22 protein-coding genes and 1 riboswitch are annotated in these 24738 nt (G+C 34.3%); of the genes, 2 read left to right on the forward strand and 20 right to left on the reverse strand.

Annotation, left to right across the window (positions count from 1 at the left end):
* Positions 1-39 precede the first annotated feature (39 nt).
* The 9 genes from VOI54_RS01205 to VOI54_RS01245 form a co-directional block, all read right to left on the reverse strand.
* Positions 40-1287 carry a sulfate adenylyltransferase subunit 1 gene (locus VOI54_RS01205; RefSeq protein WP_326280893.1) on the reverse strand — a complete coding sequence of 416 codons (1248 nt, stop codon included), beginning with the start codon at positions 1285-1287 and terminating at the stop codon, positions 40-42.
* A 138-nt stretch (positions 1288-1425) separates the two neighbouring features.
* A complete protein-coding gene (gene cysD / locus VOI54_RS01210) occupies positions 1426-2331 on the reverse strand; it encodes a sulfate adenylyltransferase subunit CysD (protein WP_326280894.1) in 906 nt (301 codons plus the stop codon).
* A gap of 86 nt (positions 2332-2417) precedes the next feature.
* Positions 2418-3041 (reverse strand): phosphoadenosine phosphosulfate reductase domain-containing protein, encoded by a 624-nt coding sequence (locus VOI54_RS01215; protein WP_326280896.1) that lies wholly within the window; start codon positions 3039-3041, stop codon positions 2418-2420.
* A 9-nt stretch (positions 3042-3050) separates the two neighbouring features.
* Positions 3051-3308, reverse strand: a complete 258-nt coding sequence (locus VOI54_RS01220) for a DUF2061 domain-containing protein (protein ID WP_326280897.1) — start codon at positions 3306-3308, stop codon at positions 3051-3053.
* Between the two features lie 169 nt (positions 3309-3477).
* The gene (locus tag VOI54_RS01225) at positions 3478-3891 is read right to left on the reverse strand and encodes an RrF2 family transcriptional regulator (RefSeq protein WP_326280899.1); all 414 of its coding nucleotides are present in this window, start codon (positions 3889-3891) and stop codon (positions 3478-3480) included.
* 96 nt (positions 3892-3987) lie between these two features.
* Entirely contained in the window at positions 3988-4776 is a 789-nt protein-coding gene (locus VOI54_RS01230) for a PhzF family phenazine biosynthesis protein (RefSeq protein WP_326280900.1), read from the reverse strand.
* Positions 4777-4782: 6 nt separating this feature from the next.
* Positions 4783-5949 carry a trans-sulfuration enzyme family protein gene (locus VOI54_RS01235; RefSeq protein ID WP_326280901.1) on the reverse strand — a complete coding sequence of 389 codons (1167 nt, stop codon included), beginning with the start codon at positions 5947-5949 and terminating at the stop codon, positions 4783-4785.
* A 59-nt stretch (positions 5950-6008) separates the two neighbouring features.
* Entirely contained in the window at positions 6009-9407 is a 3399-nt protein-coding gene (gene thrA, locus VOI54_RS01240; protein WP_326280902.1) for a bifunctional aspartate kinase/homoserine dehydrogenase I, read from the reverse strand.
* A 157-nt stretch (positions 9408-9564) separates the two neighbouring features.
* A riboswitch (SAM riboswitch) is annotated at positions 9565-9690 on the reverse strand.
* A gap of 96 nt (positions 9691-9786) precedes the next feature.
* Complete coding sequence (locus VOI54_RS01245; RefSeq protein ID WP_326280904.1) at positions 9787-11337, reverse strand: hypothetical protein; 1551 nt, start codon at positions 11335-11337, stop codon at positions 9787-9789.
* Between the two features lie 148 nt (positions 11338-11485).
* Between VOI54_RS01245 and VOI54_RS01250 the strand changes: the two genes are divergently transcribed.
* A complete protein-coding gene (locus tag VOI54_RS01250; RefSeq protein ID WP_326280905.1) occupies positions 11486-12661 on the forward strand; it encodes a 2-isopropylmalate synthase in 1176 nt (391 codons plus the stop codon).
* An 80-nt stretch (positions 12662-12741) separates the two neighbouring features.
* Positions 12742-13860, forward strand: a complete 1119-nt coding sequence (gene leuB, locus VOI54_RS01255; protein ID WP_326280906.1) for a 3-isopropylmalate dehydrogenase — start codon at positions 12742-12744, stop codon at positions 13858-13860.
* Between the two features lie 165 nt (positions 13861-14025).
* Here the strand turns inward: leuB and VOI54_RS01260 are convergent, their stop codons facing one another.
* The 11 genes from VOI54_RS01260 to VOI54_RS01310 form a co-directional block, all read right to left on the reverse strand.
* Entirely contained in the window at positions 14026-14262 is a 237-nt protein-coding gene (locus tag VOI54_RS01260; RefSeq protein ID WP_326280907.1) for a hypothetical protein, read from the reverse strand.
* A gap of 88 nt (positions 14263-14350) precedes the next feature.
* The gene (locus VOI54_RS01265) at positions 14351-15406 is read right to left on the reverse strand and encodes a bestrophin family protein (RefSeq protein WP_326280908.1); all 1056 of its coding nucleotides are present in this window, start codon (positions 15404-15406) and stop codon (positions 14351-14353) included.
* A 42-nt stretch (positions 15407-15448) separates the two neighbouring features.
* Complete coding sequence (locus VOI54_RS01270; RefSeq protein WP_326280910.1) at positions 15449-16360, reverse strand: alpha/beta hydrolase; 912 nt, start codon at positions 16358-16360, stop codon at positions 15449-15451.
* Positions 16361-16403: 43 nt separating this feature from the next.
* Positions 16404-17273: an alpha/beta hydrolase gene (locus tag VOI54_RS01275; RefSeq protein WP_326280912.1), complete on the reverse strand. Its 870-nt coding sequence runs from the start codon at positions 17271-17273 to the stop codon at positions 16404-16406.
* 58 nt (positions 17274-17331) lie between these two features.
* On the reverse strand, positions 17332-18606 hold the full coding sequence (gene argH / locus VOI54_RS01280) for an argininosuccinate lyase (RefSeq protein WP_326280914.1): 1275 nt from the start codon (positions 18604-18606) through the stop codon (positions 17332-17334).
* 77 nt (positions 18607-18683) lie between these two features.
* Positions 18684-19751, reverse strand: coding sequence for a M20 family metallo-hydrolase (locus VOI54_RS01285; protein WP_326280916.1), 1068 nt, complete (start codon positions 19749-19751; stop codon positions 18684-18686).
* A gap of 1 nt (position 19752) precedes the next feature.
* Positions 19753-20529: an acetylglutamate kinase gene (argB, locus tag VOI54_RS01290; protein ID WP_326280917.1), complete on the reverse strand. Its 777-nt coding sequence runs from the start codon at positions 20527-20529 to the stop codon at positions 19753-19755.
* Positions 20530-20608: 79 nt separating this feature from the next.
* The gene (locus VOI54_RS01295; RefSeq protein ID WP_326280918.1) at positions 20609-21547 is read right to left on the reverse strand and encodes an N-acetylornithine carbamoyltransferase; all 939 of its coding nucleotides are present in this window, start codon (positions 21545-21547) and stop codon (positions 20609-20611) included.
* A 58-nt stretch (positions 21548-21605) separates the two neighbouring features.
* Entirely contained in the window at positions 21606-22370 is a 765-nt protein-coding gene (proB, locus tag VOI54_RS01300; RefSeq protein WP_326280919.1) for a glutamate 5-kinase, read from the reverse strand.
* A gap of 2 nt (positions 22371-22372) precedes the next feature.
* Positions 22373-23569 (reverse strand): glutamate-5-semialdehyde dehydrogenase, encoded by a 1197-nt coding sequence (locus tag VOI54_RS01305; RefSeq protein ID WP_326280920.1) that lies wholly within the window; start codon positions 23567-23569, stop codon positions 22373-22375.
* A 13-nt stretch (positions 23570-23582) separates the two neighbouring features.
* Entirely contained in the window at positions 23583-24737 is a 1155-nt protein-coding gene (locus tag VOI54_RS01310; RefSeq protein ID WP_326280921.1) for an aspartate aminotransferase family protein, read from the reverse strand.
* Between the last annotated feature and the right edge of the window lies 1 nt (position 24738).

A 24738-nucleotide genomic window follows, 5' to 3' on the forward strand; every position in this document is an offset into this window, starting at 1 on the left:
GACCTACCTTCTTTTATTTGAAAGTGTTTTTAATTGTTTTTATTGAATAAAGCCTGCTCCGACTGTATTATTTGATTGTGGATCAATTAAAATAAAAGATCCGTTAGTTCTGTGGTTTTTAAATTGATCATAGAAAATTGGTCTGTTTAACTTGAACGATACCGAAGCGATATCATTAACTTCTAAACCTTTAACATCTTTTTCTATTCCGGAATAGTCCGGATTGATCTTATGATTAATTCTATCAACTTTTGCTAACACCTTATTTATACCGTGCTGCACAATATATTTCCCTCCTGGGGTTAACTGATCTGAATCCATCCAACATACATTAGCAGTAAATTGTTTCTCTATAGTTGGAATATCACCTTCTTTAACAATCATATCACCGCGACTTACATTGATATCATTTTCTAACGTAATAGTCACAGATGAACGCCTTGAAGCTGTTTCGTATTTCTCATCATAGAAATAGATATCTTTAATTTTAGAACGGGTTTTAGATGGCAACACAATAATATCATCACCAACACTTAAATTACCACCGTATACTTTACCTGCATATCCTCTAAAATCATGAAACTCTTCTGTTTTTGGACGAATCACATATTGTACAGGGAAACGTGGTGTACCAACATTAAAAATATCTGCCTTATCTAATTGCTCTAAATGCTCTAACAATGCTTCACCCTCATACCAAGGCATCTTGTCTGTTTTATTCACAACATTATCACCTTTTAAAGCACTAACTGGAATAAATGTGATTTTTTGATCCTGGTAATCTCTTTTACTCATCAATTCTTCAAAATCAGTTTTAATTTTATTATAAACTTCTTCTGAATAATCAACCAAATCCATTTTATTAATCGCAACAACAACATCTTTAATTCTCAATAAATTATTAATGAAGAAATGACGATTTGTTTGCTCAATAACGCCCTTTCTAGCATCAATCAAAATAATAGATGCCTGAGAAGTGGAAGCTCCTGTTACCATGTTACGCGTATATTCTACGTGACCTGGAGTATCTGCAATAATGTAACTCTTCTTTGCTGTAGAAAAATAAATATGTGCTACGTCAATTGTGATACCTTGTTCTCTTTCAGCAACCAAACCATCTGTGGCTAACGAAAAATCTAAATAATCATAACCACGTTGTTTACTTGTTTTTTCAATAGCTTCTAACTTATCTGTAGTTAATGATTTTGTATCGTAAAGTATACGTCCTATTAACGTACTTTTTCCATCATCTACACTTCCTGCTGTTGCAATTTTTAATACTTCCATCTGTATTGTTATTTATTGTTGATTAATGATTATTTGTTTTCTTAATACACATTAAAATTCAACAACTTATATTTTATTATTATTTTAAAAATCTTATTTACTGCCAGTAGCCAATAACTAACACTTATTAACTAGGTATTAGAAATATCCTTGTTGTTTACGTTTTTCCATGGCGGCTTCTGAACGTTTATCATCTATACGTGCCCCACGTTCTGAAATAGTAGATTCTCTAATTTCTTCTACCACTTTAGAAATAGATACAGCATCTGATAATACTGCTGCTGTACAACTCATATCTCCTACGGTTCTAAAACGCACCATTTCCTCAATAACCTCCTCATTATCATCTCTATATACTACTCCATCTTCAGCAGACCAAATCATACCATCTCTTAAAAAGACTTTACGTTTATGTGCAAAATAAATAGATGGAATCTCAATGTTTTCTTTTTCTATATAAGACCAAACATCTAATTCTGTCCAATTTGAGATAGGGAATACTCTCACATTTTGACCATGATCAATATCACCATTCAACATATCAAATAATTCCGGACGTTGGTTTTTTTCATCCCACTGTCCAAAATCATCACGTACCGAAAATATACGCTCTTTAGCTCTGGCCTTTTCTTCATCACGTCTTGCTCCACCAATAGCTGCATCAAACTTAAACTCTTCCAATGCATCTAAAAGCGTTGTGGTTTGCAACATATTTCTACTTGCATAACGCCCAGACTCTTCTTTAACTTTCCCCTGGTCAATAGAATCCTGCACGTTTCTAACAATCAATTCCAAGCCTAACTCTTCAACCAGTCGATCTCTAAACTCAATGGTTTCAGGAAAATTATGCCCTGTATCAATGTGCATTAATGGAAACGGAATTTTTGCCGGATAAAAAGCTTTAACAGCTAACCTTACCAAAGTAATAGAATCTTTCCCTCCTGAAAATAACAACACCGGTTTTTCAAATTGTGCTGCTACTTCTCTCATGATGTATATCGCTTCGTTTTCCAGCGAGTTGATATGTGATGTGTCTTTATTCATTTTTATAATTTTTCCATTTGTTATCAATTCACAAATGTTTTTCTTAATCTTTTTAACTATTTACTATGATTACCTGCTGCAAACTTTTACGCGTGTAAGCCACACTCTCTATTTGCTAATGCTTTTGTTGGATCAAAATATTTAAACTCATTTGGTAAATTATACTCTTCTAAATAGGCGTCTAACTTTTCGTCAGTCCAATAATAAAAAGGACTTACTTTTAAAACCCCATCTTTACTTAAGCTAAAAATCCCGATACTATTTCTAAACGCCGTTTGCCCTTGGCGTAAATTGGTAAACCAAACTTTTGGCTTGTGTTCGTCCATGGCTCTTCTGAACGGTTCTAATTTTACCTGTTCAGTAAAAAGTGCATGCTCAGGAGCATCAACACCCGGAATTCCCATAACTACATCTCTATGCGCCGATGTTTGTTTAGGCACATATAAAAACACATTCAGGTCTAAATCCTTAATAACCTGCTCGGCGTGTTTATAGGTTTGTGGTGTATTATAACCCGTATCACACCAAACAACAGGTATTTTTGTTTTTACCAAGTTAACAGCATTTAAAATTGCTGCTTCATAAGGCCTGAAATTTGTTGTCACCACAACTTTATTACTAAGCTCTAAAGCTTTCTTAATAATTTCAGCAGGCGTTGCCTTTTCTAAACTTTTATTTAATTCTTCTATTTGAGTTTCTGTAAACATCATTCTATCGATTTATTTTCCCCACTTAATTGAATTCCAGATACGTTCGTGAAAAAAGTATAATATCATTTTTGTTAAAAAATCTACAGACGCTATTGAAGCTGCTACTGATATTCTTCCTGTTAGAATATAAGAAACAACTAAAGTATCTAAAGTTCCAATTACTCTCCAGCTTAATGCTTTAGCAACACTACGTATTGGTTTTTCTCCAACACTATCTTCTTTATAAGTGGACTTTTCTTTACTCTTTAATAACATTTGCGCAATCATTTGTCGTTATTTTATATTAATCCTATCAATTTAGTAGGGTTTACAAAAGTAATACTTTTTTTTACACTACAAACTTCTATTGCAATTTTTTAGAATAATGGATTATTTTGACGATAAAATGAAGAAACCTAACAGAAAAAGACAAAAAATATGCGTTTTTTTTAATTGATTAGGTACCAGACAAATCTTGTAAAGTTGTATTTCTGAACACTTTAAGCGTGCTATCCCTAACCTCGATCATAAGCTTATGCACACTACACTTAAGCTCATCTGGACAATCGTCACACTTTTCATAATAATTTAAACTTACACAGGGCACCATAGCTATAGGCCCTTCAAGAACACGCATAACATCTGTCATTTTTATTTCAGAAGGGGCGTTTCTAAGATAATACCCCCCGTGTTTTCCTTTTTTTGAGCCTAAAACCCCAGCTTTTCTAAGAGTAAGTAAGATACTTTCTAAAAATTTCTGAGGAATGCTTTCATTTTTAGCAATTTCACTAACCTGAATAGGTGAATCACCTTCGCTCCTGGCAATATAAGTCAGTGCTTTTAGTCCGTATTTTGTTTTTTTGGATAGCATGATGCTAATATAAATAAATTAAGCAAGATTCATAAGAGTGTAAATTGGTCGAAAACACAATTGTTTATAAAACTTCATTGTGAATTAATATTTCCATTACCACTCAAGAAGCAGTTCGCTCATTATAACACAATCACCACGTAGCAAAACTCGATTGTTTTCAACCACCTCACATTCAACTAATCCACCGCGTTTAGACGCCTGATAACCAATTACTATTTTTTTTGAAAACTTTGTACTCCAATAATTTGCCAAATAACAGTGCGCAGAACCAGTTACCGGGTCTTCATTGATTCCTGCTGCAGGTGCAAAAAACCTAGAAATAAAATCGTAGGATTCATTTTGGGATTTAGCCGTAACTATAAACTTTGTTTTATGGTGCTGACTCAAACTATTAAAATTAGGAGTCAGTTTTTTTATCTGTTCTACATTGTCAAATTCAATCAAATACCAATTATTACTCTCTAAAATTGACATAGGAGTAGCTCCTAACACCTTCTCTAACAATGTGTCTTTTTCCTTAACTTCCGATAATCTTCCAATAGGAAAGTTCATTTCCAAAAGCTCTCCAACTTGTCTTACAGTTAGAATACCGCTTTTGGTATTGAACTCTAAAACCTCTTTCTCAACCTTATATTTATCAAACAAGATTTTAGCGGTTGCCAAAGTAGCATGTCCGCAAAGGTCAATTTCTACCTCAGGAGTAAACCAACGTAATTGATATACTTCGTTCTCTAAATACACAAACGCGGTTTCAGATAGATTCATCTCTTGGGCAATATCAACGTATTGCGCTTCTGTAAGTGGCTTTTCCAGCACACAAACTGCTGCCGGATTACCCTTAAAAGGTTTGCTTGTAAACGAATCTACTGTAAATAACCTCATACTAAACTAGCTTAAAGCTTGCTCCAAATCAGCTATTATATCATCTATATGTTCTAATCCTAAAGAGCAACGTACCATACCATCCGTAATGCCTACTGCGGCTTTGACTTCGGGCTCAACCTTGGCGTGTGTAGTACTAGCAGGATGTGTTACAATAGTTCTTGTATCTCCTAAATTAGCCGATAGTGAACACATTTTAATAGCATCAAAAAAAGCCCGGCCGCCTTCTAGGCCACCTTCTACTTCAAAAGCTACAATGTTTCCTCCCAATTTCATTTGCTTCTTTGCAACATCATATTTAGGATGTGATTTTAAAAATGGATATTTCACCCACTTTACTTTGGGGTGTGCTTCCAAATATGTGGCCAATTTTAAAGCATTTTCGCAATGCTTTTCAACTCGGACAGCTAATGTCTCCAAAGATTTGGATAATACCCAGGCATTAAATGAACTCATTGCCGGTCCGGTAAGCCTTGAAAACAAATAAATTTCACGAATGAGTTCCTTTTTCCCAACCGTAATCCCCCCAAGTACTCGCCCTTGTCCATCCATTAATTTTGTAGCAGAATGAATCACTAAATCTGCACCATGCTTTATAGGGTTTTGCAAATATGGCGTGGCAAAGCAATTATCAATCACCAGTAATAAATTGTGCTTTTTACAGATGGCACTCAGGTAATCTAAATCTAACACATCAACACCCGGGTTTGTAGGTGTTTCTGCATAAATAAACTTAGTATTTGGTTGTATTAAATCTTCTATTACCTCAACTTCATTTATATTAAAATAAGAACACTCAATATTCCATTTTGGAAAATACTTGGTAAATAAACCATGAGTAGCTCCAAAAACCGAACTGCATGATACTACATGGTCTCCCGCATCCAATAATGTTGCAAAAGTTGAAAACACTGCTGCCATTCCGCTTGCAAATGCAAAACCGGATTCTGCCCCCTCCATTAAACACACTTTATCTACAAATTCGTTTACATTGGGGTTACTATATCTGCTATATAAATCACGTTGCTTCTCTTCAGCAAAGGAAGCTCGCATTTCTTCTGCATCTTCAAACACAAATCCAGATGTTAAATACAAGGGCACTGAATGTTCTGAAAACTGTGTGGTTTCAGATTGCGTGCGTATAGCTTCTGTTTCAAATTGTTTTTTACTCACTTTATCTCTCTTTTTTTTAACCTGTCAGGTTTTAAAAACCTGACAGGTCTAAGTCTGACTTAATTAATATGCTTGGATAACCTTAATATGTCTCCAAATACACCTCTTGCGGTTACCTCTGCTCCCGCTCCTGCTCCTTGAATAACAATAGGCTGTTCTCCATATGATTCTGTAAATATTTCAAAAATAGCATCAGATCCTTTTACATGCCCTAAAGTACTGTCTTCTGGAACTGATACTAATTTCACTTCTAAGTTTCCTTTATCCTGCGATAAATCACCTGATAAATCACCTACGTATCTTAAAACGTGACCTTCTTTCTGATTCTCTTTTATTTTTTGATATTGTTCATCTAAGACCTCTAATTGCGATAAAAATTCTTCAACCGAAATATCTCTATAGGCTTCTGGTATTAAATTTAATACCGAAACATCTTCAAATTCATTTTGCAAATCTAACTCTCTAGCTAAGATCAACAATTTTCTGGCCACATCGTTTCCGGAAAAATCTTCACGAGGATCAGGTTCTGTAAAGCCTTTATCAATAGTTTCCTGAATTATAGCACTGAATGGTTTATCCTGAACTGAAAAATTATTGAATAAATAACTTAAGGTTCCTGAAAAGACACCTCTGATACGTGTGATATTTTCACCAGATTCATGCAATAACTTAATAGTATCTATTAATGGTAATCCTGCTCCAACAGTAGTTTCGTATAAATATTGCTTATTATTTTCTTTTAATTGAATACGTAAATCTTTATAAAAACTATGAGAAATAGTATTGGCTATTTTGTTTGACGACACTAAATCAAAACCAGCTTCAACCAAAGGAATGTAATTTTTGTAAAAAACTGAACTAGCTGTGTTATCTACAGCAATTAAATTCTCTAAATGATTTGTTTCTGCAAAATCTATAATATCCTGAATAGCACTTTCTTTTGAAGACTCAACAATATTCTGCTCCCAATTTACATCTACTCCATTTTTATTGAGAAGTAATTTTTTACTATTAGCAATTGCAAAAACATTCAGGTTAATACCTTTTCGCTTTTCAATATCATCTTTAGATTTCAAGATTTGATTTATTAAAGCGCCTCCTACGCCACCATGACCAAAAATAGCTATATTTATCTTTTTTGAAATCCCAAAAACTTCACCATGAATCACATTAACAGCTTTGTGCAATTGGTTCTTTTTAACCACTAAACTCACATTTTTACCAGTTACCGTATTATTAAAAAGTAACGGTGTGATCTGGTTTTTTATTAAAGCATTAAAAGGCTTATGGAATGAACTCAATTCAATACCTACAATAGAAATCACAGCAACATCATCTACCACATCAATTTTATTCACATCCTGCGAATAAAAATCACTTTCAAACTCACGCTCCAAAGCTATAACGGCTTGTGTTGCTTGATCTGCATCAATAATAAGACCTATACCTCGTTCAGAAGAACCTTGAGATACAATACTTACGCTAATCCCATAATTACTTAATGCTTTAAAAATTCTGGCATCTACACCAATCTTGCCTAATAATCCACGGCCTTCTAAATTTAAAAGCGCCACATTGTCTAGAATTGATAAAGAGGTAACCTCTTTGGTGCTTGGTCTTGCTGTTATTAAAGTCCCCTCATCATCAGGGTTAAAGGTATTTAAAATGCGAAGGCTTATATTTTTTTCAACTAACGGTATAATAGTTTTAGCGTGTAAAACAGAAGTCCCAAAATTTGCCAGCTCATTAGCTTCACTAAACGATAATTCTCTAATCTGTTTTGCATCAGAAACTAAGTTTGGGTCTGCTGTATAAATACCATTAACATGGGTGTAATTTTGCAGCTCTTCTGCATCTAAAAAATTAGCTATCAATGCCGCTGTGTAATTGCTTCCGTTCCTACCTAAAGTAGTGGTTTCATTTTTTAGGTTAGAAGCAATGAAACCTGTAATAATGCTTACCGAGTCCTTATGCCTTTTAAAATAAGCTTGCGTGTTTTCTTTAGATAGTTTTGATAAGGGCTGTGCATTACCAAACGCTTCATCGGTTTTTATTAAATCACGAGTATCAGTGGCATTAGCTTTTATCCCTCGTTTATTTAATATACTGGTTATAAGTTTAACAGATAATAATTCACCTTGTGCTAAAATATTATCTTTTGTCTTTTTACTATAATCTCCTAATAAACTTACACCTTCAAAAAGCTTATCTAGCACAGAAAACTCTTCTGAAAAATCTACTGAGTTTAGAGGTTCTACTTGGTATGCTTTAAATGCTTCTAAATCTTCTTGATAAGATTCTCCTTTAAGCGCTTTATTTAAAATAAGCTCCAAATCATCAGTAGCAGTCCCTCTTGCAGATACTACTACACTAATGCGCTCGCCTAAATTAACTTTATTCTCTATGATTGAAAGTACTGTTTCCAAACCTTTTCCATTGGCTAAAGATTTACCTCCAAATTTTAAAATTTTCATTCTTTTTCTTTTAGAATCTGGCACAAAAATGCCCTCTATTATGTTTTCAAGTTGTTCGTATTCCATTAAAAACGCATCATGTCCGTGAACTGAATTGATTTCATTATAAGTTACATTAGGATGCGTTAATGCTAATTGTTTATGGGTTTCTCTATTTTCCTCGGCTGTGAAGAACAAATCTGAGTCTACACCAATAATATGAATGTTAGCTTTTATATTATCTAAAACATTAAAATCATCTTTTCTACCCTTAGTAACGTCAATGGTTTTTAATAACTGGTTCATTAATTTATAAGCCGATAATTGAAACCGTTCCTGTAATTTTTTACCATGATGCAGTAGCCAACTTTCAACATTAAAAATCTCTAAATCGTCATTTTTAGAGCGATGGAATCGTTCCTTGAATGACTCCGGCGTTCTATAGCACAACATAGCGTGCATTCTGGCATCATGTACAGGGTTCTTTGAATTTAACAAAAATTGCTCCTGAATCTGGCAATTAGCAATCAACCAATCTGTAGATTTCCAGTCTGTAGCCACTGTAACTAAATGTTCTGTGAAATTCGGTTTGTTAACAGCCATTTCCCAGGCAATACCTCCACCTAAAGAGCCTCCAATAGTAGCAAATACCTTGTTGACCTTCAACTGCTCTAAACCTATTAAAAAAATATTAGCGACATCTCTGGCAACAAAATCCTTATAATTATCTATAACAAATCCATCAAACCCATTTCCCGGAATATTGAACGCTAAAACCGTATACAGCTTAGTATCAATAACCTTATCATCACCAATCAAATCCTTCCACCATCCTTCTTTCCCAGCAACTTCACTATTGCCTGTAAGCGCATGATTAACTAAAACTATAGGAGATGTTCCCAAATCTTTTCCAAAAACCTGATAACTTAGCTTTATTTCAGCATTAAGTATACCGTTTTCAGTAGTGTATTCATGAATGGTAATATACTGTAATGAATGTTTCAATATGATTCTCTTTTTTGTTTTTGATTAGAAATCCTGAAGTTAAACACTTTAGAATTCTTTTCCAATTAATTCAAAAAGTCAAAATGCACTATAAAAAGTGTACTTATTTAGAAACATGTTATGAAGAAAAATTAAAATTACAGGCAGTAATTTTATTAGGTTATCTATCCAAATACCGATAAATGAATCAGTAATTTAAGTAGAATTTAGCACCTTCTTTAATAAATTTAAAGGGTTGCTAAGGTTTCACAGGGTCTAATCCCTCCACCTTTCTTGATAACATTTTCAGTAAGTCTTTGAACTTTGTGAATGCAAATATTCGTTCAGAAAAAGTTAATATCCAAATTTTTTTATAGAAATTTTATTTTTGTCAACTTATTTAAGAGCTCTGCTTCATGTCATTGAACTTATTTTTTATCACTAACCCAATAGGTTTGTTTTGAATTTTGGATTCTAACCACGAAATAATATCCAAATATAAAAAGGCTCTACTTTGATAAGGATCGTTTTCAAACTCTTTTAGTTTTTTATGTAGTTTCTTAAATTCATTCTTTACCTCATGTGGATAAATATCACCTAGGCCTCTTAAAAATTTAATGAACTCTTTTTGTACTTCATACAAGTCTTCCATTTTTATTAAAAACTTATACGTACTTCTTATTAAAACGTCAAGATTATAATCTAATCCGGCTTCATAATGAGCTACAAGATTTAAAATTCTTGAAAAACACAATAAGTCTTCTCGCATTTGAAGCGATTTATTACTTATTATTTTATCCAGGTAATAAATACATTTTTTATTTTCTCCTGCACCAAAATACATACTGGCTATCTTGTAATAAAACACCATGATATGATGCTCATCTATACGATTATTATAATTCTTTAATCGCTCTAAAACCTCATCAACTAGAGGAAGCCCCTCTTCAAAACGCCCTTCAATAAAATGTAAATTGAATTTATTATTATAAATATATAAAAAGGCCAAACCATCTATGTTATCATCAACCGGGAACCATTTTTCTTTAGTTATTGCCTCAAGTCTATACAGTGATTCCTTAAACTTTTCGTGCTGCCTTAAATAAAACAAAGCTTCCAATAGATAATGATTTCCTCTTAAAAAAAAGACAGGATTTAAAACAATCATATCCTTATTTCCATAAAACAAATCCACCCATTTTGTGGCATACTTATAACACGCTAAAAAATCTACAGTTAAAAAGCTATACCATAATCTGGCTTTGTAAAGCCATAACCTCTCCCTAAAACTGAGTTTATTAATATCATATTTAGGAAGTCTGTCATTAAAGTATTTGGTTATAATCTGGTGTTCTTCATCATTTTTAACATAGCCCGTCTTTAAAAACAAGCCGTATAACTGTAAGGACAAATTAGACAACTTACTTGCCAGTACATTTTGTAAGCTCAGGTCTTTAGCCTGAACAGTTAATTCATCAGCTCTGTTATTTAAACTCCTGGTTATATACTGAGATTCAATGACTTTCTCAAGCTCAACAATTTCATAAGCCACATTTTTTTCCTCATTAGAAATTGCCAAGTTTTTTGCCTTGTCCAGAATTTTTAAACTTTGTTTATATAGGCCTTTGTGATATAAAATAGTAGCAAAATCTAATTGTTCACGTATTTGAATCCTAATATCCTGATGTGACGGGTTTAAACGTAAACTAATTAATATCTGCTTATACAAATGTGCTTTTAAATTGGACAACTGCTGCTTTTTAACAATGCCTTTTTTAAGAATTGCAGCCTCATCATAAACTGATAGTTTATCTAAAATATTGAAAAGCATCAAGAATTTTGAATCCTCATTCACACCTAATCGTCCAACATAAAGCTTAAACTGTCTTTTCTCAGATTTTGAAAGTGATTTTATTAAAACAAATAAATTATCTTTTTGCTCTCTTGTCATAGTTTTAAAAACAAACACAAACGCCTGTTTTTCAGTTTTTTAACTAGATTACTAATGTGTTTAACATCGTAAAAAACAAATGTAGAATTCAATTTTTACAAAACCAAAATATACATTCGTAAAACAATACGAAAATATATTTTAATAAATGTCTGATAATAGAGTCCAAATATTTGATACAACCTTGAGAGATGGTGAGCAAGTCCCCGGTTGTAAATTGAACACTGAGCAGAAACTAATTATTGCTAAACAGCTTGATGACTTAGGTGTTGACATTATTGAAGCCGGTTTTCCTGTGTCAAGCCCTGGGGATTTCAAATCAGTTGAAGAAATTTCTAAAATAGTAAAGAATGCAACAGTTTGTGGCTTAACACGTTCTGTTGAAAATGATATAAAAGTTGCTGCTGAAGCATTAAAATATGCTAAAACAGCCAGAATCCATACCGGAATTGGAACGTCTGAATCTCATATTAAATTTAAATTCAAATCTACCCAAGAAGATATCATAGAACGTGCAGTCAAAGCCGTTAGTTATGCTAAATCTTTTGTAGAAGATGTTGAATTTTATGCTGAAGATGCGGGTAGAACTGATAATGAATATTTAGCCAGAGTTTGTGAAGCTGTAATTAAAGCAGGGGCTACAGTTTTAAATATTCCAGATACTACAGGATATTGTTTACCTAGTGAATATGGCGCGAAGATTAAATATCTTAAGGAAAATGTAACAGGTATAGACAAGGCCATTTTATCATGTCACTGTCATAATGATTTAGGTTTAGCTACTGCAAATTCTATTGAAGGTGTAATTAATGGAGCTAGACAAATTGAATGTACTATTAATGGTATTGGTGAGCGCGCAGGTAACACAGCATTAGAAGAAGTGGTTATGATTCTTAAACAGCACCCTTATTTGAATCTGGACACGCGAATTCAAACAGAGATGCTTTACGGTATCAGTCAATTGGTTTCTGACAGTATGGGTATTTACACCCAACCTAATAAGGCTATTGTTGGAGCAAATGCATTTGCTCATAGCTCAGGAATTCACCAGGATGGTGTAATTAAAAACCGTGAAACTTATGAAATTATAGACCCTAAAGATGTTGGTGTTACTGAATCTGCCATTGTGCTAACAGCAAGAAGTGGTAGAGCCGCATTAGCCTATAGAGCAAAAAATATTGGATATGAATTAACAAAACTTCAATTGGATGAAATCTATACAAATTTCTTAGATTTTGCTGATAAGAAAAAAGAAGTTGACGATAATGATATCCATCAAATTATAGAAGGCAGCAAGGTTTATAAAGAAATTGTTTCCTCTTAATCGAATAAATTTTATTACAGAAACCAAAATCGTTTATTTTATAGTAGCCTTCTTTTTTGAAGATATTTAAATTAGTATAAATGAAATTAAATATAGCCGTTTTACCTGGTGATGGTATAGGACCGGAAGTTACAGCTCAAGCCGTTAAGGTTTTGAAGGCTATAGCTATGGAATTTAACCATGTATTTACTTTCAAAAAAGCCTTAGTTGGCTCAGCTGCTATTGATAAAACAGGAAATCCGCTGCCAGAAGAAACCATTGACATCTGCAAAGAAGCTGACGCTGTTTTATTTGGAGCCATTGGCAATCCTAAATATGATAATGACCCAGATGCAAAAATTCGTCCGGAACAAGGTCTTTTGGGGATTCGCAAGGCATTAGGATTGTACACTAACATAAGACCTATAATTGCTTACGAAGACTTACTTAATAAATCGTCATTAAAAGTAAAACAGATAAAAGATACTAACATCCTCATTTACAGAGAGCTTACGGGTGGTATTTATTTTGGAAAAAGGTATTTAAGTGATGATGGTAATACTGCTTCAGATATTTGTGAATATAGCCGTTTTGAAATAGAACGCATAACTCATTTAGCTTTTAAAGCTGCCCAATCAAGAAAGCGAAATTTAACTTTGGTTGATAAGGCAAATGTTTTGGAAAGCTCAAGATTATGGAGACGCATAGTTCAGGAAATAGCGCCCCAATATTCAAACGTAAGTGTAGATTACATGTATATAGATAACGCAGCGATGGAGCTTATTATTAACCCCAGGCAGTTTGACGTTATATTAACTGAAAACATGTTTGGAGATATTCTTTCAGAAGAGGCCAGCGTTATTGTAGGTTCAATTGGTTTGTTAGCTTCTGCTTCAACTGGTGATAAGCACGCTATGTTTGAACCTATTCATGGCGCGTACACTAAAGCCGCAAATAAAGGAATAGCAAACCCTATAGCTTCCATTTTATCGGCTGCCATGTTATTAGACCATTTTGGTTTGGATGAAGAAGCAGCATTAGTAAGAGAAGGGGTAGACAAATCATTAAAACTTCATATTACCACACCAGATTTAAATACTAAATATGATAATATTAGCACTACTAAAGTAGGTGATTTTATTGAAGATTTTATAAATAATCCAGATGAAACAAATTTAAACTTTACCAATATACATTTAGGGCAATCCACTATTATTTAATTATTTGAGTTAGTCAACAAACTATTAAACTAAACTTTTGGACGTCCATAAAAAAAAGCGCATTTAAATGCGCTTTTTTATTTCAAATTTAAATACAAATTAATCTTCACCAGACCGGTATTCATACATTTTATAAGTAGTTTCTCTTATTTTATCAACCAATTCTTAGGGGTTATCACAAACATCAATTACCCCTACATTATAGTTCTCTCCATCAAAACGCCCTGCAAAAGGTTCATCTAAATATTGAAACCAATGTGCTCCAACAATCAACGGGTTTCTTAAAGCCCCTTGAATATACTCCTTATAAAATGCTCCGCGACGCGTCTGACTTTCTGCCTTTTTCACACCTACATGACTGCTCCCTCTATCTAAAGAGCCAAAATGAAATTCACCTATCATAATGGGCTTATCAAAGTTTGGATACTCACTAAAAGGTCAGTTGCCTTTACAATCTTTTATACTCTAATTTTCACAGTAAGAAAGGGTACTAAAATTGAGTATCGTGTTTTACAGCAAATTGTTTAGGTATTTCATCTTGGGACTCTCCTAAATTTTGTCTTAAATCAATTTCAATACCTCTGGAAATTGTGGAAATAGGCACATCATTTGCTGTTCCTTCAAAAGGATTCTCTCCTGTTCTGCCTATACGTTCCATGGTATGAAAAACCCATGCAACAATAACATAGAACGGAATAGAAAGCCATATAAATAATTCTCCTACAATTGGGTTTATGTTAGCAACCTCATTTCCAATAGATGCAAATTGTGGAACCAACGCCATTGGAAGCAAAAGCACAAAAATCCACATGAAAAAATGGTTTAAGGTTGCAAAATGCCTGGGATATGGAAAATTCTTTATCCGTTCACTTTTACCTTGCAATGTAAATAGCTCTTGTATTACTCCTTCTAATTCTAAAAATGAAAACTCCCAAATAAGCCCCTTTTCTTTAAGCTCTTGAAGGTGATGGGATTGCAGGTACAACATAGCGGTTTGCTTATTATTCTTGCTCATAACATAATTATAATCACTTTCAGATATATAGGGTTTTAAATCATTTTCTAAACTGGAGTCCTGCTCCGGGGGTCTCATATCCCACTCTTGATTTGTCTTGTGATTTACTGTGGTTTCCCAGGGTTTAGGCATACGCATAGCATGGCGCAACGCATTCATCCACGCAATATGCCTATAGGTTAACACTTTTATTTCTTGTTGTAACTCAGCATCACCAACAGTATCTTTAGCATAGTTATTATTAACCATATCCTGGACAAAAGCCCCAAAAGTTCTTGATGTGTTTACAATGCCTCCCCAAATTTTTCGGGCTTCCCAAATTCTTCCATAAGCGGCGTTATTTTGAAACCCAATTACAAAAGCAACAGCGGTACCTATTAAAGCTAAAGGTGTCCATGGGATTTTCAGCCAGCTAAGCTCAAAAAAATAATACACAGCAACCCAAACTGCGATAATCAAAAAGAAAAGCATAGTTTCAAATCTTGTCCACCAAGCCATTTCTTTTGTTGTATATGTTTTCTTTATATGCATAATCCAAATATTAAATTAAGCGTTCTAACTCAGAGTTAACTCTTACAAGGCCTTTAACCAATCATATAATCTATCTGTCCAGGTTTGTAGATATCCTTTACCAATGGCTAATCCATAACCATGTCCTCCATAAGGATAAATATGTATTTCAGATTTCACTCCTTTATCTTTAAGTGCTTTATACAACTGCAAACTATTTTCAACGGGAACTGCTTTATCATCACCGGAATGCACCATAAAAGTTGGTGGTGTATTGGCTGTGACATGCAACTCATTAGAATATTTGATTTTTAATGAGTCGCTGGCTTCTTTTCCCAACAAATTATTTTGAGATCCCTTATGAGTAAAGTCATCTTTCATAGTGACTACCGGGTATACCAAAACTGTAAAATCCGGGCGAGCAGAAATAGTATCTAAAGGATGTTCTTTAAAATTATTGGGGGTATCAAACTGAACACCTAAAGTGGACGCTAAATGCCCTCCGGCCGAAAAGCCCATAACCCCAACTTGATTTGGATCTATATTATACTTTTGCGCATGATGCCTTACCCATCTTATGGCACGTTGAGCATCCTGCAACGGAGCTTCATTTGACACAATAACCGACTTAGAAAGTGGTAACCTGCTTTTTAGAACAAAAGCTGCAATACCTTTACTGTTAAACCATTTAGCAACATCTGTCCCTTCCCAATCATAAGACAAAATACGATAACCACCCCCAGGGCAAATAATTACAGCCTTACCTGTAGCACTTTGCTTAGCCGGAATAAATATTTCTAACGTTGGGGTTTTAACCAAAGATATTCTGGTAATATTGGTTTTTTCTACAACTTCATTCTCTGTTGTTTCCTGACTATTAGGCACATTGCCACCCCATAATTCTATAATCTTATTTTGTGCTGAACCACTGGATACAACTATAAATAAGCAAAAAAGGAATGCATAGTTTTTCATGCGTTTAATAATTTAAATGCTAATCTTACCTATAAGATTATGATCAATATTGATGAAATCCGTCAGACACAAATTTTAAAACGTCTGGCAAAGCTTCCCTCCAATAGGTCCAGGTATGCCCACCATCTCTAATTCTAAATTCATGTTTTACTTCTTTTTTCCGTAAAGCTATATGTATTAAACTATTACCCTCATAAAGAAAATCATCATCACCACAATCAATATACCATCGTACAGATTGAATATCTTTTTTAGTCATACTATTAATAAGAAACAAGGCATTGTGATTTTGAATATACTTTTCGGCATCAGCATCAGATAATTCTATACTACTATTATTTCTTGTTTCAAACCTTTTTATGCCCTGAACTGTTTTAGGCCCAATGTATGCACTTAAAGGGCAGGCCGCTGAAAACAATTCGGGGTGATGCAACGCATACATAAATGAGCCCCCTCCACCCATAGACAATCCTGCTATTGCCCGATACCTTTTTTGTTTTTTTACACGGTAAGTACGCTCCACATAAGGCATTAATTCTTCAAAAAAATAATCTTCATAATTCCATGCCCCATCAGGGTGATTAAAATAACCTAACCTATTAGTATAGGCATCAGGCATTACAATAATCATGGGGGTGGCCTTGCCTTCCTTTATCGCCTTATCTGTAATCTGCAGTACCTCTCCAAACTGAACCCAACCCGTCTGATCATCTCCTGCACCATGAAGCAAATACAAAATGGGGTAACTACGCTGTGAAGTTTCATAATCCGGAGGTAAATAAACAGCAAAATGGCGTTCGGTTTTCAGGATTTTACTCGTATGCGATAATTGGTCAAATACCTTTCCTGCCTGGGAAAAACCAAAATTTGAGATTAAAACACATAAAATTAATAGTTGGGTAACTTTCAGCATAATGGTTGTATAATTTTAATTAATGCATCAAGTTAAATCTTATAATATTTAAAATCAATTATTCGGGAAACTTTTCTCGAATCTTATCTAAACATAAGTTGTGGATACTCCCAACGTGTGTGTGTTTTTTTGAAGTATCAGGTGTATAGGTCCCATCCTGCACTTGACCTCCAATCTTTTGATAAGCCTCTCTAAAACTCTGCCCCTCTACTACCAGTGTATTAATATTATCTACTGTAAACAGGTATTTATACAGGTTACTATTTACATCAACATCTTTAACTATGATTTGCTGAATAGAATAATTAAAGATGTCCAAAATATCTTTAAGTTCTTCAAAAGCTGCAATCATATTTTCCTTTAGCAATTGAAAATCTCTATGGTAACCACTTGGTAAATTATTAGTAATTAAAATCATTTCTCCCTGTAAGGCTTGTATTTTATTGCATTTACCACGTATGAGTTCAAAGACGTCCGGGTTCTTTTTATGAGGCATGATACTACTACCTGTGGTTAACTCATCCGGGAAAGAAATAAAACCAAAATTCTGACTCATGTACAAACACACATCCATAGCAAAACGTGCTAGCGTATTGCTTAAACTTCCTAATGCAGCTGCAATAGTACGCTCATTTTTACCGCGCCCCATTTGGGCAGCAACTACGTTATATTTTAAGGTAGCAAAGCCCATCTCTTGGGTAGTCAATTCTCTATCAATAGGAAATGAACTTCCATAACCGGCAGCAGAGCCCAAAGGGTTTTGATCAACAGTTTTTATAGCTGCGTTTAACAAATAAACATCATCAATCATCAATTCGGCATAAGCTGAAAACCATAAACCAAATGATGATGGCATGGCTACCTGTAAATGTGTGTAACCGGGTAAAACGTTATCTTTATATTTATCGGAAAGCTCTAGCAAAGTATTAAAAAGCACTCTAGTTTTGTCTTTTACCAGCTTCAGGTTTTCTTTATAATATAGATGACAAGCCACCAAAACCTGGTCGTTTCTTGAACGTGCGGTATGGATTTTCTTTCCAACCTCTCCTAAGCTTTTAGTCAGTTCAAATTCAATTTTGGAATGTACATCTTCAAATTGTTGGTCGATAACAAAAGTACCTTCGTCTATCTGAGATTCTAAAACCTTTAATCCGCTTAAAAGTTCAACCAGTTCTTCAACAGAAATAATTCCAATTTTCTGTAGCATTTTAGCATGTGCCTTGGACGCTATAACATCATATTTAGCTATATGAATATCTATTTCCCTATCGTTTCCAACAGTAAACTGTTCTATCTTTTTATCTATTGATATGCCTTTATCCCAGAGTTTCATATTCTGATTGTTTATTTGTTTATAGAGACCTATCCAGGTTTAATAAACCTGACCGGTCTAGTTAATTCATCGATTTGTTAAACGATCACACGATTTAACAATTCAACATATATTTTAATACCCTCTTCAATTTCTTTAACAAAGATAAACTCATCTGCCGAATGAGAACGGGTACTATCTCCTGGTCCTAATTTTAAACTGGGACACGATAACACCGCTTGATCTGATAATGTTGGTGAACCATAGGTTGTTCTTCCCATAGCAATACCTGCTTTTACTAGATCATGTTCCATTGGAATTGATGACGAATTTAACCTTAAACTACGTGGTGTAATACTTGTTACTGGTGCTTTTTCTTTCAAAATTTCAGCAATTTCAGCATTACTGTAAGCATCATTTACACGAACATCAATCACCATATCCACATGCCCCGGAACCACATTATGCTGTGATCCTGCATTGATTTGTGTTACCGTTAATTTAACATCGCCTAACGCTTCCGACCCTTTTTCAAATCTTAAATCCTTAAACCATTGTAATGCTTCAATACTGTTATAAATAGCATTATTATCATTGGGATGTGCTGCATGACTGGGTGTGCCTTCAATGATCGCATCAAAAACTACTAAACCTTTTTCTGCAACGGCCAGATTCATTAAAGTAGGCTCTCCAACTATAGCAACATCAACTTTCGGAATTATTGAAAGCATACTATTTAATCCATCAGGCCCACTACTTTCTTCTTCTGCAGAAGCGACAATAACTAAATTATATTTTAAATTGTCATGATTATAGTAATACGTGAACGTAGCTATTAAAGCCACCAAACACCCTCCGGCATCATTACTACCTAAGCCGTATAATTTCCCATCTTCTACTAGAGCCTTAAAAGGATCTTTAGTATAAGCCGAATTTGGTTTTACCGTATCATGATGTGAATTTAGTAACAGTGTTGGCTTAGCTTCGTCAAAATGTTTACTGACCGCCCATACATTATTTTTTGTACGCTTATAATCTATATCATAACGCCTAAACCAATCTTCTATATGTAATGCCGTATTAGTTTCTTCAGAAGAAAAAGACTGTGTTTCTATCATCTTTTTTAAAAGCGATATGGCATCATTTGTTAAATCTTGTATAGCCATGTTATAGGGTTATAGTTGTATAATTATCATTCTCCTGGGTCAACATAGAGGTATTACCCATATTAATGGTATGTACACCATTACGCAACGCATCAAAACAATTTTCTAATTTAGGAAGCATCCCATCTGCAATAATGCCCTGCTCTAATAATTCCTGATACTGTTTAGAATCTATGTGTTTAATCACTGAATTTTTATCGTTAATATCACGTAAAACTCCATTCAGCTCAAAACAATAATAAATGGATGTATCATACAAACGGCTCATTCCCACAGCTACCTGAGAGGTAATGGTATCTGCATTGGTATTTAACAATTGCCCATTACCATCATGGGTTATTGCACAAAAAACAGGTGTGAAATTAGCCTGAATTAGTTTATCAATTGCATTATGAGCTACTTGTTTAACATCTCCAACAAACCCAAAATCAATATCTTTCACCGGTCTCTTATCAGAAGTTATACTATTTATATCTGCACCCGTTAGTCCAATGGCATTGGTATTTAAAGCCTGTAATTTTGCCACTACATTTTTATTTACCAACCCTCCATAAACCATAGTAATAACTTCCAGAGTATCGGCATCAGTAATACGACGGCCATTTATCATTTTAGACTCAACCCCCAATTTGGATGCCATAAGAGTAGCTCGTTTACCGCCTCCATGTACTAAGATCTTCTTTCCTTTTAAATTGGAAAACAACTTCAAAAACGCACGTAATGACGCTTCATCTTCAATAATATTACCTCCTATCTTTACTATGGATAGTTTTTCCATTTTTTAGCTTTTGTATCTTCTCTAGCACGGTCGAGAAGTTTTAAAATCAGGTCTTGACTGTACTCAACCTGACAAAAAATTATAAATCCTTTAAAATCTTTTTAAGCACCAGCTGTGCTGCGTATGTTCTGTTATTTGCCTGTTCGATAACTAATGAGCTCTTACTATCTAAAACCGCATCTTCAACAACTACATTTCTTCTAACCGGTAAGCAATGCATAAATTTTGCATGACCCAATTTTTCTTTTGTGATCATCCAATCAGAGTCAGTACTTAATATTTTCCCATAATCATCGTAAGAACTCCAATTTTTAGTGTAAACAAAATCGGCATCTTTAAATGCATCTTCTTGGTTATGATATACCGGCGTATCTTTTGTTATTTCAGGATTAAGGTCATAACCTTCCGGATTTGCAATTACAAGCTCCACATCCATTTTCTGCATAGCCTGAACAAAACTGTTTCCTACAGCATGAGGAAGCGCTTTAGTATGTGGTGCCCAGCTTAAAACCACTTTGGGTTTTGCTTTATCAGCATGCTCTGAAATGGTAAGTGCATCTGTAAAACCTTGCAAAGGATGGCCCGTAGCGCTTTCCATATTTACAATAGGTACGGATGCAAACTTTACAAAGGATTTTAAGACCTGCTCACTTTCATCCTTTTCCTTATCATTTAACGTAGGAAACGCTCTTACTGCAATAATATCACAATATTGTGAAACCACTGCTGCTGCCTCTTTAATATGCTCTGCAGTATTTCCATCCATTCTGGTTCCGTCACCAAACTCAATACCCCAGGCATCACCAGACACATTCATAACTATAGGGTTCATTCCCAAATTTAGGGCCGCCTTTTGTGTACTTAAGCGGGTACGTAAACTGGAATTAAAAAACAACAACCCAAGGGTCTTATTCTTACCTAGTTCAATATCTTTTAACGGATTTGCTTTTAGTGCTTTGGCTTCAGTAATCCATGAATCCATATTGTCTATATCGTGTATGGATGTGTAATGTTTCATACGCTTTCTTTTTTTATACATAAACCTGAGGTTTTAAAATATGACAGGCTTGATCCTCTTATTTTATTTTGGTAAACGGCACTTTATTTTCCATAGCATTGACTATAAAGTTATCCTCTAGCCCGTTTACAATCCATGTTTCTATATTTGCATTTTTAGTTACCGATATGGCCTCAATTTTTGATGCCATACCTCCACTACCGTGTGAAGACTTAGAATTCACAACCTGAGTTTTTAATTCATCAAAGTTTAATACCTTCTTTATAGTTTCAGGCTTATTGTCTTCAATTGATGCTTTGGTATAAATACCGTTGGTATTAGTCGCTATAATAAACAAATCGGCTCCCAAAAGAGATGCTGTCAAAGCACCTAATTTATCATTATCTCCAAACTTAATTTCATCTGTGGCTACAGTATCATTTTCGTTAATTATTGGAATATAGCTATTATTTACCAAAACATTAATGGTGTTTGTGATATTAGTCTTGCTTTCCTCTTTCTCAAAATCAGAATACGACAAGAGGCATTGCGAACTCAATAAACCATACTCCCTGAATATCTCCTGGTAAATACGAATAAGATGGGGTTGCCCAATAGATGCCAATGCTTGTTTTACAAATAGCTCTTTCCGCTTACTTTCTAATTTCACAAATTGTTTTGCTACTGCAATAGCTCCGGAACTTACAATAATAAACTCACAGGTCTCTTTTAATTGTGCTATCTGATTGGCAATATCCTCTATCTTACCTCTTGAAATATTATTGGTTTCTTTGGTAAGCGTATTAGAACCTACTTTTAATAATATGCGTTTCTTTTTTTGCATGCTTATCTTATTTGTCCATTCCCATGAACATACCATTTATTGGTTACCAAATGCTGCAAACCAATCGGTCCGCGCTGATGTAATTTATCTGTGCTAATAGCCAATTCTCCTCCCAGCCCTAATTGACCACCGTCTGTAAAACGTGTTGAGGCATTATGATAAACTGCTGCGGTATCAACATTTTCCATAAATAGTTTAGCTTCATTACTATTAACCGTAATAATAGAAGAAGAATGCCCCCCGGAATACATATTGATTTTGGCAATAGCTTCTTTATTTGATTCCACCTCGCCAATAACAATTTTATAATCTAAAAATTCCTCATACCAAACATCATCAGATTCATAAGCACTAATATTTTCAAACCTTGAAGTTACTTCATCTCCCAAAATCTCAACATTAAACGCTTTCAGCTTTGTTATCAGATTTATAAGAAAGGCCTCTTTATCAGGATGGCTTTCATCAATTAAAACTTTATCAACAGCATTACAAGCCGATATTTTTGCTGTTTTACCATTAATAATTACATCCATGGCAATATCTAAATCTGCCTCTTCATGGACATAAACAAAGTTGTTTCCTCTACCACTTATTATAACCGGGCATGTAGCATGTTCTTTCACAAAAGCAATTAAACGTTCTCCTCCCCTTGGTACTATTAAGTCCACTTTTTGGGTTGGTTTTTCCAGAAAAGCTTGTGTTTCAACCCTGTTAAATTGTAAATATTCAACCCAATCAGTTGATGCTCCATAAGCTTCTAAGGCTTCATGCCATAGCGTTACAATCTTCAAATTAGATTTTAAAGATTCTTTTCCGCCTTTTAGTAAAATTTTATTCCCTGACTTAAACGCTATTCCAGTAGCTTCAACAGTGACATCAGGTCTGGATTCATAAATAATAAGAACGGTTCCAAAAGAAGCCGTTTTATTATAAACCTGCATACCATTGTCATGCTTAAAACTAAAACGTTCAACCCCCACAGGGTCTTCCTGAGACGCTAGATGTGTCACAGAAGCAATCATTTCATCCACTTTTGAATGGTCAACTTTTAAACGGTCATACATGGATATATCATCACCATTATAGGCTTCTAGATCCGTTTTATTAATGCTTATTATAGCTTCTCTTTCGCGCTCTAAAAGCTCTGCCATTTTCAACAGTACAGCATTTCTTGTTTCAATAGATAATAAGGTATTCATCTTGTAATTCACTTTATATTTTAGCTGCCGTATTTTCCACTTCACCCAATACACTAATTAACCCTTCAAAAAACACATTAATATGCTCTTTCTTAACGGTTAATGGTGGTAAAATTCTCAGCAGTTTTTTATTTGATGCCCCTCCAGTAAAAATATGATAATCATAAATCAATTTCTTTCTTAAATCGCCTACTTCAAAATCAAATTCTAAACCAAGCATTAAACCTTTTCCTTTAATATGTTTAATCTGTGGAATAGTTTTAGCTAACTTGATAAAATATGCAGACATGGTGTTTGCATTCTCAATCAAATGTTCTTCTTCAATTACATTTAAAACGGATAAACCTGCTGCACAGGCTAAATGGTTTCCTCCAAATGTAGTGCCTAACATACCAAATTTAGCCTCTATACCTGGATGAATTAAAATACCTCCTATCGGGAATCCATTACCCATACCTTTAGCCAGGGAAATAATATCCGGTGTAACATTATAATGTTGAAAAGCAAAGAATTTACCTGAACGCCCATAACCGCATTGTATTTCATCAGCAATAAACATGGTATTATTAGCTTTACAAAGCTTGTCAACTTCTTCAAAAAACGCTGCAGTTCCCTGATCTAAACCTCCAATACCTTGAATAAATTCAACAATAACAGCACAGACATCCCCTTTTTCCAATTCTGCCTTAACCCCTGAAACATCATTTAAATCAAGAATAGTCACTTTTTGCTGAGCGTTTATGGGTGCAATAATGTTTGGATTATCGGTAGCTGCCACTGCTGCCGATGTACGTCCGTGAAATCCATTTTTAAATGCTACAACTCTTGATTTTCCTGTTTTGAACGATGCCAACTTTAAAGCATTTTCATTGGCCTCAGCTCCAGAATTACATAAAAACAACTCATAATCTTTACAATCTGACACCTCTTCAATTTTGCTGGCCAATTCTTTTTGTAGAGGATTCTGAATAGCATTAGAATAAAATCCAAGCTTAGAAACCTGATTGGAAACAGCTTCAACGTACTTAGGATGGGCGTGACCAATTGAAATTACGGCATGACCACCATACAGGTCTAAATATTCTGTTCCGGCGTCATCATAAACATAAACACCTTTTCCTGAAACCGGTGTGACATTATAAAGCGGATATACATTAAATAGTGGCATT

Origin of the sequence: Alterotamlana spongicola (genome assembly GCF_035818475.1) — a bacterium.
In the GTDB taxonomy this organism is placed as follows: Bacteria; Bacteroidota; Bacteroidia; order Flavobacteriales; family Flavobacteriaceae; genus Cognatitamlana.